Source organism: Castellaniella sp. UC4447_H14, from assembly GCF_052978285.1.
Genome location: NZ_CM129666.1, coordinates 1580039 through 1593939, shown reverse-complemented (window position 1 = coordinate 1593939; position 13901 = coordinate 1580039). Strand labels below are relative to the sequence as shown.

14 protein-coding genes are annotated in these 13901 nt (G+C 63.2%); 12 read left to right on the top strand and 2 right to left on the bottom strand.

The window, feature by feature from the left end:
* Window positions 1-58: 58 nt before the first annotated feature.
* Both ACVCMJ_RS07715 and ACVCMJ_RS07710 read right to left on the bottom strand, forming a co-directional pair.
* On the bottom strand, window positions 59-1288 hold the full coding sequence (locus ACVCMJ_RS07715; RefSeq protein ID WP_447080850.1) for a nucleoside recognition domain-containing protein: 1230 nt from the start codon (window positions 1286-1288) through the stop codon (window positions 59-61).
* 48 nt (window positions 1289-1336) lie between these two features.
* Window positions 1337-2497: an alpha-hydroxy acid oxidase gene (locus ACVCMJ_RS07710; RefSeq protein ID WP_447080849.1), complete on the bottom strand. Its 1161-nt coding sequence runs from the start codon at window positions 2495-2497 to the stop codon at window positions 1337-1339.
* Window positions 2498-2860: 363 nt separating this feature from the next.
* Here ACVCMJ_RS07710 and ACVCMJ_RS07705 point away from each other — a divergent pair, with 363 nt between their 5' ends.
* From ACVCMJ_RS07705 to nuoK, 12 genes are all read left to right on the top strand, one after another.
* Window positions 2861-4042: a porin gene (locus ACVCMJ_RS07705; protein WP_447080848.1), complete on the top strand. Its 1182-nt coding sequence runs from the start codon at window positions 2861-2863 to the stop codon at window positions 4040-4042.
* Between the two features lie 348 nt (window positions 4043-4390).
* Window positions 4391-4750: an NADH-quinone oxidoreductase subunit A gene (locus ACVCMJ_RS07700; protein ID WP_447080847.1), complete on the top strand. Its 360-nt coding sequence runs from the start codon at window positions 4391-4393 to the stop codon at window positions 4748-4750.
* A gap of 12 nt (window positions 4751-4762) precedes the next feature.
* A complete protein-coding gene (locus ACVCMJ_RS07695; protein WP_447082698.1) occupies window positions 4763-5242 on the top strand; it encodes a NuoB/complex I 20 kDa subunit family protein in 480 nt (159 codons plus the stop codon).
* A 28-nt stretch (window positions 5243-5270) separates the two neighbouring features.
* Window positions 5271-5885, top strand: coding sequence for an NADH-quinone oxidoreductase subunit C (locus tag ACVCMJ_RS07690; RefSeq protein ID WP_447080846.1), 615 nt, complete (start codon window positions 5271-5273; stop codon window positions 5883-5885).
* A 1-nt stretch (window position 5886) separates the two neighbouring features.
* A complete protein-coding gene (locus ACVCMJ_RS07685; protein WP_447080845.1) occupies window positions 5887-7140 on the top strand; it encodes an NADH-quinone oxidoreductase subunit D in 1254 nt (417 codons plus the stop codon).
* Window positions 7141-7165: 25 nt separating this feature from the next.
* Entirely contained in the window at window positions 7166-7657 is a 492-nt protein-coding gene (gene nuoE, locus ACVCMJ_RS07680) for an NADH-quinone oxidoreductase subunit NuoE (protein ID WP_447080844.1), read from the top strand.
* Window positions 7658-7731: 74 nt separating this feature from the next.
* A complete protein-coding gene (nuoF, locus tag ACVCMJ_RS07675) occupies window positions 7732-9024 on the top strand; it encodes an NADH-quinone oxidoreductase subunit NuoF (RefSeq protein WP_447082697.1) in 1293 nt (430 codons plus the stop codon).
* A gap of 10 nt (window positions 9025-9034) precedes the next feature.
* Window positions 9035-11365 (top strand): NADH-quinone oxidoreductase subunit NuoG, encoded by a 2331-nt coding sequence (gene nuoG, locus ACVCMJ_RS07670; protein WP_447080843.1) that lies wholly within the window; start codon window positions 9035-9037, stop codon window positions 11363-11365.
* On the top strand, window positions 11365-12438 hold the full coding sequence (nuoH, locus tag ACVCMJ_RS07665; protein ID WP_447080842.1) for an NADH-quinone oxidoreductase subunit NuoH: 1074 nt from the start codon (window positions 11365-11367) through the stop codon (window positions 12436-12438). Before nuoG ends, nuoH begins: the two co-directional genes overlap by 1 nt.
* 10 nt (window positions 12439-12448) lie before the next feature.
* On the top strand, window positions 12449-12937 hold the full coding sequence (nuoI, locus tag ACVCMJ_RS07660; protein WP_447080841.1) for an NADH-quinone oxidoreductase subunit NuoI: 489 nt from the start codon (window positions 12449-12451) through the stop codon (window positions 12935-12937).
* A gap of 16 nt (window positions 12938-12953) precedes the next feature.
* Window positions 12954-13586 carry an NADH-quinone oxidoreductase subunit J gene (locus ACVCMJ_RS07655; RefSeq protein ID WP_447080840.1) on the top strand — a complete coding sequence of 211 codons (633 nt, stop codon included), beginning with the start codon at window positions 12954-12956 and terminating at the stop codon, window positions 13584-13586.
* A complete protein-coding gene (nuoK, locus tag ACVCMJ_RS07650) occupies window positions 13586-13894 on the top strand; it encodes an NADH-quinone oxidoreductase subunit NuoK (RefSeq protein ID WP_447082696.1) in 309 nt (102 codons plus the stop codon). Before ACVCMJ_RS07655 ends, nuoK begins: the two co-directional genes overlap by 1 nt.
* Window positions 13895-13901: the final 7 nt, after the last annotated feature.

The window sequence follows — 13901 nt, the reverse complement described above, 5'->3', positions numbered from 1 at the left end:
ATTCCGCAGCGTCAAGAGGTTTGGAGTGGCATATGCTTATGTTACTACGCGCGGTCGGTCAGCCAAAGAACCAATAACACACGCCAATCGAGGCCAGGACTCCGGCCAGATCAGCCAGCAGGGCACAGCCCACGGTGTGGCGCACGCGCTGCACACCCACGGCCCCGAAATAGACGGCCAGCACGTAGAACGTGGTTTCCGTACTGCCCTGCACGGTGGCGGCCAGCAGCGCGGGGAAGCTGTCCGCACCGTAGTGCTGCATGGTCTCTATCATCAGGGCGCGCGCGGCGCTGCCGGAAAACGGTTTCACCAGCGCGGTGGGCAGCGCATCGACGAAACGCGGATCGAGCCCCATGGCATGCACGCCCCAGCGAACGCCGTCCAGCAGGACGTCCAGCGCACCCGAGGCGCGTAGCACCCCCACCGCGCAGAGCATCGCCACCAGGTACGGCAGCAGGCCCTTGCAGACCTCGAAGCCGTCCTTGGCGCCCTCGATGAAGCTTTCATAGACGGGGACACGCCGCAGGGCCCCGGCGATCAGAAACGCCACGATGATGGCAAACAGCACCAGATTGCCCAGTAGCGAGGACAGCGCCGCCACGGCGGTGGCGCCCATCGAGGCGAGCAGCGCCATGAATCCGCCCAGCAGCAGCGCGCCGCCGCCCAGCCAGGCCATGACGACGGGATCATGCAACCTGAGGCGCTGCATGAAGGCCACCGAGAGCAGCCCGACCAGGGTGGAGGCCGAGGTGGCCAGCAAAATGGGCAGGAAGACCAGTGTGGGGTCGGCGGCTCCTTGTTGTGCCCGGTACATGAAGATCGTCACGGGCAGCAGGGTGAGGGACGACGAATTCAGTACCAGGAACAGGATCTGCGCGTTGGTGGCTGTGTTCGGGTCGGGATTCAGTGTCTGCAGCTCGCGCATGGCGCGCAGCCCGATGGGCGTGGCCGCGTTGTCCAGGCCCAGTGCGTTGGCCGCAAAATTCAGCGTGATCAGACCCAGTGCCGGATGCCCTGCCGGGACTCCCGGCATCAACCGCCGGAAAAGCGGCCCCAGCAGTCGCGCCAGCGCGCTCACCAGGCCCGCCGACTCCGCGATGCGCAAAATGCCCATCCAGAGCGTCAGCGTGCCGAACAGCAGCAGCATGATCTTGACCGACAGATCGGCCATGTCGAACAGGCTGGCGATCAGCCGGGCGAAGACGTCCGGATCGCCCAGTACCCACCACTGGAACAGCGCCGCAACGGCCGCCACCAGGAAAAACCCGAGCCAAAGCGTGTTCAGCATGGGCGGAGCGCGGCCAAAACGGCGCGCGGCGGACGGGGGCTGTTCCGGTTAAGCATTCACCAGCACGCTCTCGTCCACGTCGCCGATATCCGTGCGGCCGCAGAAGGCCATGGTGATGTCCAGTTCCTTGGCGATCAGTTCGAGGCATCGAGCGACGCCGGCCTCGCCATAGGCTCCGAGTCCGTACAGGAATGCGCGGCCGATCAGCGTACCGCGTGCCCCCAACGCCACCGCGCGCAGCACGTCCTGGCCGCTGCGAATGCCGCCGTCCATCCAGACTTCGATCCGGTCGCCCACTGCCTCCGCGATCGCCGGCAATGCCGCAATCGACGAAGGCGCACCGTCCAGTTGACGGCCGCCGTGGTTCGAGACGATCAGCGCGTCCGCTCCCGCGTCTACTGCCAGGCGGGCGTCCTGGGCATCCAGGATGCCTTTGACGATGATCTTGCCGCCCCAGCGTTCCTTGATCCATGCCAGATCGCTCCAGCTCAGCGTCGGATCGAATTGTTCCGCCGTCCAGGCGGCGAGCGAACTCATGTCCGAGACCCCGCGCGCGTGCCCGACGATATTGCCGAAGCTGCGCCGCTGTGTGCGCAGCATTTGCAGGCACCATTCGGGCTTGGTCGCCAGGTTCAGCAGGTTCAGCAGGGTGGGCCGCGGCGGCGTGGACAGGCCGTTCCGGATGTCCTTGTGGCGCTGGCCCATGACCTGCAGGTCCAGCGTCACCATCAGCGCCGAGCAGCGGGCCGCGCGGGCGCGATCGATCAGCCGCCCGATGAAATCCCGGTCGCGCATCACATAGAGCTGAAACCAGAAGGGCTGCGTCGTATGTGCCGCCACGTCCTCGATCGAGCAGATGCTCATGGTCGATAGCGTGAAGGGCACACCAAAGCGTTCGGCCGCCCGGGCCGCGAGGATTTCCCCGTCGGCGTGCTGCATGCCCGTCAGCCCCGTGGGCGCCAGGGCCACCGGCATGGCCACGTCGCGCCCGAGCATCTGTGCGCGCACGCTGCGCTGCGAGATGTCCACCGCCACCCGCTGGCGGAATTTCAGCCGTTGCAGATCGGCTTCGTTGGCCCGGTAGGTGGATTCCGTCCATGAGCCCGAGTCGGCATAGTCGTAGAACATGCGCGGCACGCGCCAGCGCGCCACCTGGCGCAGGTCCTCGATACAGGTAATTCTGGAAAGCGGTGTGAGAAAGGGGCACATGGGCGGCGATGTTCAGCGGACGGAGGGTGAAAAGGACCGCTTCCAGCCCGCGTTCTTCAGTGTGCGGACGAAGGGGTCCTGAAACTCTTGGTAGTATAGGCATAAAGCCGCGTAGAATCGGTGCCGTCCGGTGGCCCGATCCTTGCCTAGGGTAAGTCCTGAAGCCGGCGGCGGGGAGCCTGCAGCGTGTTGTGGCTTTGCAACGCATTGCGGACAAACTGGGCCCTTTCCCCAAGCCGCCATGGCGTCCGGTCCGATTTTTTGATGCAATACCTACAACTTCCCTTCGCGGAGTTGGAAGAGCAGCAGCAAAGGATGTTGTTGGCCTGCTCTGATTCACATAAATCTACGGAGATTTCTTACATGAAAAAGACTCTGCTCGCTGCTGCTCTGCTGGCCGGTTTCGCCACCGCCGGCGTTGCTCAAGCAGAAACGTCCGTGACGCTGTACGGTATCCTGGATACCGGCTACGGCTACCAGAATTTCAAAGACAGTCACAGCAATCTCGACTTCCGTGCCCGTTCCTCCGGCCTGCGTAGCGGTTTCGTCAACGGCAACCGCTGGGGTCTGAAGGGTGCCGAGGATCTCGGCAACGGCCTGCGCGCCATCTTCCAATTGGAAAACGGCTTCCAGATCGGTACCGGTTCCCTGGACGGTGGCAACATGTTCAACCGCCAGGCCTTCGTGGGCCTGTCCAGCGACAACTGGGGCTCGCTGACCCTGGGCCGCCAATACTCCGCCGGCGTCGACACCTTCACGGGTGAAGAAGGCAACGGCCTGGGCGACTTCGATAAGGTCTTCGGTGCCGTCGGTCTGTCCTCGGGTACCCGCGTCAACAACTCGTTCAAGTACACCACCCCGTCCTTCAGCGGTTTCAAGGCCGTCTTGCTGTACGGTACCGGCAGCACCGCCGGTTCGAACAGCACGACCGTCGTCCGTAACGGCGATGCGGATCTGGGCGATCGTGGCGCGCGCGCGTCGGCTGGCCTGTCCTACACCAATGGCCCGCTGGGCATTGGCGCCGCTTATGACCGTCAAAGCGTTTACGGTCAGAACCCCGCCGGCAGCAACGTTGACGCCATGAGCTCCTGGAACGTCAACGGCGCTTACGACTTCGAAGTCGTCAAGCTGTCCCTGATGTTCGGTCAGGACCGCAACGGCAAGATCGGCTGGAACGGCGACGCCAACGGCTACGACGGTACTTCCGGCCTGCCCATCCCCGCGGGTGCTGGTGCTGGTCTGACGTCCTATGGTCTGGGCGCTGGCTATCAAGACTTCAAGTCCAACAACTGGGCTGTGGGTCTGAGCGCACCGGTTGGCCCGGGCAAGCTGTATGCCTTCTACAACGGTTCGCACTCGAACCTGAACGACGCCGACAAGTGGGGCGACGCGGCTGGCAACATCAATGCCTACCAGCTGCAATACCAGTACTTCCTGTCGAAGCGCACCAAGCTGTACGTCTACGGTTCGTACATGCAGAACGTGGGTTACGTGAAGGACCTGCGTGGTACGGAAGCCGGCGTCGGCATCAACCACAAGTTCTGATCGCTGCGCGTGGCGTGTCCACGCTGGCGATGCGGCCCGATTCGTCGGGCCGTCACGAACACCGGGGATGCGAATCCCCGATTGCTAAAACCACCCTTCGGGGTGGTTTTAGCATTTTTATCCCCCCTTGACAGAGTGCGGACATAGGATCGTGGTCTGGCCATCTCCGCCTCTTGCGGAATGGCGATCATGCGGGCATCTTCAGGCCTTTGAAAGCCGTTCTGTGCTGCGGTTCGGCGACCGACGCACGGATGCCCCGAACATGTGCCAGCCACATGGCCTGTGCCCCGACCGGGTCTGTCGAAATGCTACAATCCCATAGTTTTGACATTCGCAACGGGGCTTCCCATGAACCTGCAACAGTACTTTCCCGTGCTGCTCTTTATCGTCGTCGCAGTGCTCATCGGGGGAGCGCTCATCGCGGGGGGGCGGCTGCTCAGCCCGAACGCCCCTGACAGCGAGAAGCTGTCCGCCTACGAATGCGGATTCGAGTCCTTCGACGACTCGCGCATGAAATTCGACGTGCGCTATTACCTGGTGGCCATTCTGTTCATCATGTTCGATCTGGAAATTGCCTTCCTCTTCCCATGGGCCATCGCCAGTGGCACGCTGGGTATGGTGGGGTTCTGGGCCGTGGCGGTCTTTCTGGCGGTGCTGACCGTGGGCTTCATCTACGAATGGCGCCGGGGCGCGCTGGACTGGGAATAATCTGGGGGTTTGATCATGGCAGAAGGTGTGATGGAAAAAGGCTTTATGACCACCAGTGCGGACAAGTTCCTGAACTGGGCGCGTACGGGGTCCATGTGGCCCATGACGTTTGGTCTGGCCTGCTGTGCGGTGGAAATGATGCATGCCGGCGCCGCGCGCTATGACCTGGATCAGTTCGGCATCATCTTTCGTCCCAGCCCGCGCCAGTCCGACCTGATGATCGTGGCCGGCACGCTGTGCAACAAGATGGCCCCGGCGCTGCGCAAGGTCTATGACCAGATGCCGGAACCGCGTTGGGTGGTGTCCATGGGGTCGTGCGCCAACGGCGGCGGCTACTACCACTATTCATATTCGGTGGTGCGCGGCTGCGACCGTATCGTGCCGGTGGATGTCTACGTGCCGGGCTGCCCGCCGACCGCCGAGGCGCTGGTCTACGGCTTGCTGCAGATGCAGAACAAGATCCGCCTGAACAACACCATCCCCCGCGGCTAGGCCGGCGGACTTCTGAATCGATGCTTCCATGACACGGCTACAGACTCTACATGACAACCTGCGCTCGGTGCTGGGCGAATCGGCCGACCTGACCGAGTCGCTGGGCGAGCTGACCCTGCAGGTACCCGCCAGCGCCTGGCTGGAAACCTGTCGCACGCTGCGCGACCACGCGGATCTGCGATTCGAGCAGAACGTGGACCTGTGCGCGGTGGACTACTCCGGCTGGAAGGCGCCGACCTATATTCCCGACCCCGCGGTGCATGCCAAGCGCTTCGCGGTCGTCGTCCACTTGTTGTCGGTCACGCACAACTGGCGCCTGCGCGTGCGTGCTTTCACCGACCACGAAGAGTTCCCCATGATCGGGTCGCTGGTCGACGTCTGGCCATCGGTGAACTGGTATGAGCGCGAAGCCTTCGATCTGTTCGGCGTGGTCTTCGAGGGCCACCCCGACCTGCGCCGCATCCTGACCGACTACGGGTTCATCGGCCATCCGTTCCGAAAGGACTTCCCGATCTCCGGCCATGTGGAAATGCGCTACGACGCCGAGCAGAAACGCGTCATTTACCAACCCGTCACCATCGAGCCACGCGAGATCGTTCCGCGCGTGGTGCGCGACGATCACTACGGAATAGAGCGGTACTGACATGGCAGAGATCCAGAACTACAACCTCAACTTCGGCCCGCAGCATCCGGCCGCACACGGGGTGCTGCGCCTGGTCCTCGAGCTGGACGGCGAAGTCGTCCAACGCGCCGATCCGCACATCGGGCTGTTGCACCGCGCCACCGAAAAGCTCGCGGAAACCCGGACTTTCCTGCAGACGCTGCCGTACATGGATCGATTGGACTACGTGTCCATGATGTGCAACGAACACGCCTATTGCATGGCGATCGAGCGGCTGATGGGGATCCAGGTCCCCATCCGCGCCCAGTACATCCGCGTGATGTTCGACGAGATCACCCGGATCCTGAACCACCTGATGTCGCTGGGGTCGCACGCCCTGGACGTGGGCGCCATGGCGGTTTTCCTGTACGCTTTCCGCGAGCGGGAAGACCTGATGGACTGCTACGAGGCCGTTTCGGGGGCGCGCATGCACGCGGCGTACTATCGCCCTGGCGGGGTCTACCGCGATCTGCCGGATTCCATGCCGCAGTACAAGCCGTCCAAATACCGTTCGGACAAGGAAATGCGCGTCATGAACGAGGCGCGCCAGGGCTCGCTGCTGGATTTCATCGAGGACTTCACCGACCGCTTCCCGAACTGCGTGGACGAATACGAGACGCTGCTGACCGACAACCGCATCTGGAAGCAGCGGCTCGTGGACATCGGCGTGGTGTCCCCGGAACGCGCGTTGGCGCTGGGTTTCACCGGACCCATGCTGCGCGGTTCGGGAATCGAGTGGGATCTGCGCCGCAAGCAGCCCTACGAGGTTTACGACCGCATGGATTTCGAGATCCCCGTGGGGGTGAACGGCGATTGCTACGACCGCTATCTGTGCCGCATCGCCGAGATGCGGGAGTCCAACCGCATCATTCGCCAGTGTGTGGAATGGCTGCGCAACAATCCGGGGCCGGTGATCACGGACAACCACAAGGTCGCGCCGCCCCGGCGGGCCAGCATGAAGGAAGGGATGGAAGATCTGATCCACCACTTCAAGCTGTTCTCCGAGGGCATGCACGTTCCCGAAGGCGAGGCCTACGCCGCCATCGAGCACCCCAAGGGCGAGTTCGGCATCTACCTGATTTCCGACGGGGCGAACAAACCCTACCGTCTGAAGATCCGGGCGCCGGGCTTTGCGCACCTGCAGTCCCTCGAAGAAATGTCCAGGGGTCACATGATTTCCGACGTGGTGACCATCATTGGCACCCAGGACATCGTGTTTGGCGAGATCGACCGCTAGCCGGCCGATTCACAGGAATAGGCATATGTTGCTTTCTGAAGAAGCGTACCGGGAAATCGACCGGGCAATCTCGAAGTATCCACCGGAACAGAAGCGGTCCGCCGTGATGGCGGCACTGACGGTGGCTCAGGACGAAAAGGGGTGGATCTCGCCCGAGGTCATCCGCGACGTGGCGGCGTATCTGGGCATGCCGCCCATCGCCGTGCAGGAATGCGCGACCTTCTACAACATGTACAACACCCAGAAGGTGGGCAAGTACACGCTCACCATCTGCACCAATCTGCCCTGTGCGCTGCAGGGTAGCGCGAAGGCTGCCGAATACCTGAAGGAAAAGCTGGGCGTGGATTTCCACGAAACCACGGCGGACGGCCTGTTTACGGTGATCGAAGGCGAGTGCATGGGCGCCTGCGGCGACGCGCCGGTGGTGATCGCCAATGGCAAGCACATGTGCTGCCGCATGCAGCCCGAAAGGATCGATGCGTTGATCGCTGAACTGAAACAGCAGGAGTCGGCATGAGCGGGTTGGACGTATTGCGGAAATTCTCGACCGACGCGCTGTCGCCGGATCTGGGCGGCGATCCCTCGCTCAGCATGATTTTCCATGGCCGTCACATCAGCCCGCAGATCCTCGCGGGGCTGGATGGTCATAACTGGGGCATCCAGGATTACATGGCGCGCGGCGGCTACGAGTCGCTGAAGAAGATCCTGACAACCGGTATCACGCCGGACGACGTGATCGCCGAGCTCAAGGCCTCCAGCCTGCGCGGGCGTGGTGGCGCAGGCTTTCCCACCGGCCTGAAGTGGTCCTTCATGCCGCGGAACTTCCCGGGCCAGAAATACGTGGTCTGCAATTCGGACGAGGGCGAGCCGGGTACGTTCAAGGACCGGGACATCCTGCGCTTCAACCCGCATTCGGTGATCGAAGGCATGATCATCGGCGGCTATGCCATGGGCGCGTCGGTCGGCTACAACTACATCCACGGCGAGATCTTCCAGATCTACGAGCGCTTTGAAGAAGCCCTGGAGCAGGCCCGTGCGGCCGGCTTTCTGGGCGAGAACATCCTGGGGTCGGGGTTCAGCTACGAGCTGCATGCCCACCACGGCTACGGCGCCTATATCTGCGGCGAGGAAACGGCACTGCTGGAATCGCTCGAGGGCAAAAAGGGTCAGCCGCGTTTCAAGCCGCCGTTTCCGGCAAGCTACGGACTGTACGGCAAGCCGACCACGATCAACAACACGGAAACCTTCGCGGCCGTGCCGTTCGTCTTCAAGCTCGGGGCGCAGGCCTATCTGGAGCTGGGGATCGAAAAGGCCGGCGGCACGAAGATCTTCTCCATCTCCGGCGATGTGGAGCGCCCCGGCAATTACGAAATCCCGCTGGGCACGCCGTTCCCGAAGCTGCTGGAGCTGGCGGGCGGCGTGAAGGGCGGCCGCGCGCTCAAGGCTGTGATTCCGGGCGGGTCCTCGTCGCCCGTGCTGCCGGCCGACATCATGATGCAGACCAACATGGACTATGACTCGATCGCCAAGGCCGGGTCCATGCTGGGGTCCGGCGCGGTGATCGTGCTGGACGACACTCGTTGCATGGTGAAGTCGCTCATGCGGCTGTCGTACTTCTACTTCGAGGAATCCTGCGGCCAGTGCACGCCGTGCCGCGAGGGCACGGGCTGGCTGTATCGCATGATGAACCGCATGGAGCATGGCCGGGGCACGATGGAAGACATCGCTACCCTGGATTCGGCTGCCAGCAACATGATGGGCCGCACGATTTGCGCCCTGGCCGATGCCGCCGCCATGCCTGTGCGCAGCTTCATCAAGCACTTCCGCGACGAATTCGTCTACCACGTTGACCACAAGGATTGCGTGGTCTCCAAATATCTGTAGGTTTCACACCATGGTAGAACTCACCATCGACGGTTTGAAGGTCGAAGCCGAAGAAGGCAGCATGGTCATCCAGGCTGCGCACCGAGCCGGTATTTACATCCCGCACTTCTGTTATCACAAAAAACTCAGCATCGCGGCCAACTGCCGCATGTGCCTGGTCGAAATCGAGAAGCAGCGCAAGGAAATGCCCGCCTGTGCGACGCCGGTGACCAACGGCATGGTGGTGTACACCAAGTCCGAAAAGGCAGTCGCCGCACAGCGCGCCGTGATGGAGTTCCTGCTCATCAACCACCCGCTGGATTGCCCGGTATGCGATCAGGGAGGCGAATGCCAGCTTCAGGATCTGGCCGTGGGCTATGGCGAGTCGGCATCGCGCTATCACGAGCCCAAGCGGGTCGTGTTCCACAAGCCCATGGGGCCGCTGATTTCGGCTGAATGGATGCAGCGTTGCATCCACTGCACGCGATGCATCCGGGTAGGCGAGGAAATCGGCGGCATCATGGAAATTGGGATGCTGAACCGGGGCGAATTCTCCGAGATCACCACCTTCGTGGGCGAGGCCGTGGAATCCGAGCTGTCGGGCAACATGATCGACGTCTGTCCGGTTGGCGCGCTGTTGTCCAAGCCTTTCACCATGAAGGCACGTACGTGGGAACTGGCGCGCCGCCGTTCCGTCAGCCCCCACGATAGCGTGGGCGCCAATCTGGTCGTGCAGTCCAAGATGGATCGCGTGGTGCGCGTGGTGCCGTTCGAAAACGAGCCGGTCAACGAATGCTGGATCAGCGACCGTGACCGCTTCGCCTATTGCGGCCTGTACACCGATGATCGACTGCGGCATCCCATGGTGCGCGGCTGCGACGGCGAATGGCACGAGGCCTCCTGGACCGATGCGCTGCAGTCCGTGGTGACGGGGCTCAACCAGGTGCGCGAAGACGGGGCCGGTGCCCAGATGGGATTCCTGGCCGCCGAGACGGCCACGCTCGAAGAGATGGCGTTGCTGTCGCGCCTGGCGCGCGCCCTGGGATCGGACAACGTCGACTTTCGCCTGCGCGGTGACGGCGCGGCGCTGGATGCGGTGCGCACGGGCGCTCCGTGGCTGGGCATGCCCATCGCCGACTTGAACACACTGGATCGCGCGCTGGTCGTGGGATCCTTCCTGCGCAAGGATCACCCGCTCATGGCGCAACGCCTGCGCCAGGCGGCCAAGCGCGGCATGCAGCTGTCGCTGGTTGACAGCGTGGCGGTGGATCCGCTGGTACCGGTGACCGGCCGCATGACGGTCAAACCGTCGGCGATGGCCGAGGCGCTGGCGCAGATCGCGGTGGCGCTGGCCGGACTCAAATCCCAGCCGGTGCCGGAAGGCCTGGCGGGTGTGCAACCCGGCGACTCCGCACGGGCCATTGCGGCCAGCCTGGCGTCGGGCGAACGCGTGGCAGTGTTCATGGGCAATCTGGCTGCCAGCGATGACCAGGTGGCGCAGCTCGCGGCCAACGCCCAGGCGATCGCCCAATTGGCGGGCGGCCGGTTCGGTTTCCTGACCTCGGGCGGCAATACGGTGGGCGGCTATCTGGCGGGTGCCGTCCCCAATCAGGGCGGGCGCGATGCGCGCCGGATGCTCTCGGGCGAGCCGTTGAAGGCTTATCTCGTGCTGCATGCCGAACCCTTGCTGGACAGCGAGTTGGGCGAGCAGGCAGTCAACACCCTGAAGGGCTCGGCCATGGCGGTCGCATTGACGCCTTTCAAATCCGCCGCTCAGGACTGGGCCGATGTGATGTTGCCGATCGCTCCGTTCACGGAGACGTCCGGTACGTTCGTGAATGCCGAGGGCCGCGCCCAGAGCTTCAAGGGCGTGGCCGCCCCGGTAGGCGATACACGACCGGCCTGGAAAGTGCTGCGGGTGCTGGGTAATCTGCTGGGGCTGCAGGGCTTCGACGACGAGACCTCCGAATCGGTCCGCGACACGGTGATGGTGGGGGGGCTGGAGGATCGCCTGTCCAATGACATCAACCGCGCCCCGGCAACGGTGGCCGCGGGCGCCGGCGTGGAACGTGTCGCCGAACTCCCCATCTACCGCACGGACGCGCTGGTGCGCCGCTCGCAGCCGCTTCAGGAGCACGTGGCTTCGGCACCGCCGCGCGCGGCCATGAACGGCAGCACGCTGCAGGCACTGGGCTTGTCGGCGGGTGATGCGGTGCGGGTCAGCTCGGCCCAGGGCTCGGCGGATCTGGAAGCCGCGCTGGACGAGGCTGTGGCCGATGGCGCCGTGCGCATTGCCGGCGGTTTTGAACAGACAGCCGCTCTGGCCATGGGCTCGGGCGCAATCAAGGTGGAGCGTCGCTGATGGATTGGTTGAACACTTTGAACGCCTACGGTGCCGGTCTGATCGGCCCGACGCCGTGGCTGGTGGTCTGGACATTGGTGAAGATCCTGGTCATCGCCATTCCCATCATTCTGTGCGTGGCTTACCTCACGTACTGGGAACGCAAGATGATCGGCTTCATGCACGTGCGCCTGGGGCCCAACCGCGTGGGCTATCGTGGGCTGCTGCAGCCGTTTGCCGACGTCTTCAAGCTGCTGTTCAAGGAACTGATCGTTCCGGCCAAGGCCAACAACGTGCTGTATATCGTGGCGCCCATCGTCACGCTGATGCCGGCGCTGGCGGCTTGGGCCGTCATTCCGTTCGGTCCCGAAACGGTGCTGGCCAATATCAATGCGGGTCTGCTGTTTTTCATGGCGATCACCTCGATCGGCGTCTATGGCGTCATCGTGGCGGGCTGGGCGTCGAATTCGAAGTACGCGCTCCTGGGCGCGTTGCGCGCTTCCGCGCAGATGGTGTCCTATGAATTGGCCATCGGTTTCGTGCTGGTAACGGTGCTGCTGGTGTCCGGGTCGCTGAATCTGTCCACCATCGTGGTGGGCCAGACCAAAGGTTTCTTTGCGGGCCATGGCCTGACGTTCCTGTCGTGGAACTGGCTGCCGCTGTTGCCGCTGTTCATCATCTACGTGGTGTCGTCGGTGGCGGAAACCAACCGGCTGCCGTTCGACGTGGTCGAAGGGGAGTCGGAAATCGTGGCCGGCCACATGGTCGAGTATTCCGGCATGGGTTTCGCGCTGTTTTTCCTGGCCGAGTACGCGAACATGATTCTGCTCTCGGCCATGGCTTCGGTCATGTTCCTGGGGGGCTGGACGTCCCCGATCGACATTGCGCCATTGACCTGGATTCCGGGCTGGATCTGGCTGGGCATCAAGACGTTCGTCGTGGTGTCCCTGTTCATCTGGTTCCGCGCCACCTTCCCGCGCTACCGCTATGACCAGATCATGCGCCTGGGCTGGAAGGTCTTCATCCCGCTGACGGGGATCTGGCTGGTCGTGGTGGCCATCTGGATGCGGACGCCCTGGAATATCTGGCAGTAAGGAGAGCGACATGGAAGCGATCAAGGATTTCTTCGGCAGCCTGATGCTGAAGGAAATGTTCGAGGGCATGCGCCTGACGGGCAAATATTTCTTCAAGCGCAAGATCACCATCCGGTATCCGGTGGAAAAGACGCCCTCGTCCCCGCGGTTCCGCGGACTGCATGCGCTGCGTCGCTACGACAACGGCGAGGAGCGCTGCATTGCCTGCAAGCTGTGCGAAGCCGTCTGCCCGGCGCTGGCCATCACGATCGAATCCGAACAGCGCGAGGATGGCACACGCCGCACCACGCGCTACGACATCGATCTGGCGAAGTGCATTTTCTGCGGGTTCTGCGAGGAAGCCTGTCCCACCGACTCGATCGTCGAGACGCATCTGGCCGACTATCACGGTGAAAAGCGCGGCGACCTGTACTACACCAAGGACATGCTGCTGGCCGTGGGCGACCGGTACGAGCCGGAAATTGCCGCCCGCCGCGCCGCCGATGCGCCTTACCGTTGATGCCAGGACACCAACCATGAGTTTCGATATCGTTCTGTTCTACCTGCTGTCCATCGTGCTGGTGGTGGCGGCGTTTCGCGTCATCACGGCCACCAGTCCCGTGACGGGGGTGCTGCACCTGATCCTGACGTTTTTCACGGCTTCCATGATGTGGATGCTGATCCAGGCCGAATTTCTCGCGCTGGTGCTGGTCATCGTCTATGTGGGCGCGGTGCTGGTGTTGTTCCTGTTCGTGGTGATGATGCTGGACATGCGCCTGGAAAACCTGAAAGAGGGCATGCGGGTCTACCTGCCGCTGGGGCTGACCATTGGCGGGATCATGGTGGCCGAGATGGCCTTCGTGGTGGTGCGCGCCTGGGGTCATGTGGGGGACGCGCCGGTGCCGGCCCCCGGCTTCGACAACACGCGGGCGCTGGGCGTGGCCATGTACACGCACTTTCCGTATGCCGTGGAAATCGGCGGGGTGATCCTGCTGCTGGGCATGATCTCCGCCATTGCGCTCACCATGCGCAGGCGCTCCGATTACAAGCGCACCCATCCGGACAAGCAGACGCGCGTGAAATCCTATGACCGCGTGCGCCTGGTGAGCATGCCCTCGGAGGTCGAGACGGCCGCCCCCGCGCCGTCCACCGAAGGAGCCGAAAAATGATGACCCTGAGCCTGAGCCACTATCTGATCATCGGGGCCATCCTGTTTGCCATCGGTGTCTTCGGTTTCTTCCTGAACCGCCGCAACCTGATCGTGCTGCTGATGTCGATCGAACTGATCCTGCTGGCGGCCAACATGAACTTCGTCGCCTTTTCCATCTGGTCGGGCAATCTCGCCGGGCAGGTCTTCGTGTTCTTCGTGCTGACGGTGGCGGCGGCGGAGGCCGCCATCGGCCTGGCCATTCTGGTGCTGCTGTTCCGCAACCTCAGCACGATTGCCGTCGACAAACTCGACCATCTGAAGGGGTGATGGGGTC

Bases quoted from the DNA above. Each gene is read 5' to 3' on its own strand.
- ACVCMJ_RS07715 (WP_447080850.1), bottom strand. From the start codon at position 1,288: ATGCTGAACACGCTTTGGCTCGGGTTTTTCCTGGTGGCGGCCGTTGCG.
- ACVCMJ_RS07710 (WP_447080849.1), bottom strand. From the start codon at position 2,497: ATGTGCCCCTTTCTCACACCGCTTTCCAGAATTACCTGTATCGAGGAC.
- ACVCMJ_RS07705 (WP_447080848.1), top strand. From the start codon at position 2,861: ATGAAAAAGACTCTGCTCGCTGCTGCTCTGCTGGCCGGTTTCGCCACC.
- ACVCMJ_RS07700 (WP_447080847.1), top strand. From the start codon at position 4,391: ATGAACCTGCAACAGTACTTTCCCGTGCTGCTCTTTATCGTCGTCGCA.
- ACVCMJ_RS07690 (WP_447080846.1), top strand. From the start codon at position 5,271: ATGACACGGCTACAGACTCTACATGACAACCTGCGCTCGGTGCTGGGC.
- ACVCMJ_RS07685 (WP_447080845.1), top strand. From the start codon at position 5,887: ATGGCAGAGATCCAGAACTACAACCTCAACTTCGGCCCGCAGCATCCG.
- nuoE (WP_447080844.1), top strand. From the start codon at position 7,166: ATGTTGCTTTCTGAAGAAGCGTACCGGGAAATCGACCGGGCAATCTCG.
- nuoF (WP_447082697.1), top strand. From the start codon at position 7,732: ATGATTTTCCATGGCCGTCACATCAGCCCGCAGATCCTCGCGGGGCTG.
- nuoG (WP_447080843.1), top strand. From the start codon at position 9,035: ATGGTAGAACTCACCATCGACGGTTTGAAGGTCGAAGCCGAAGAAGGC.
- nuoH (WP_447080842.1), top strand. From the start codon at position 11,365: ATGGATTGGTTGAACACTTTGAACGCCTACGGTGCCGGTCTGATCGGC.
- nuoI (WP_447080841.1), top strand. From the start codon at position 12,449: ATGGAAGCGATCAAGGATTTCTTCGGCAGCCTGATGCTGAAGGAAATG.
- ACVCMJ_RS07655 (WP_447080840.1), top strand. From the start codon at position 12,954: ATGAGTTTCGATATCGTTCTGTTCTACCTGCTGTCCATCGTGCTGGTG.
- nuoK (WP_447082696.1), top strand. From the start codon at position 13,586: ATGACCCTGAGCCTGAGCCACTATCTGATCATCGGGGCCATCCTGTTT.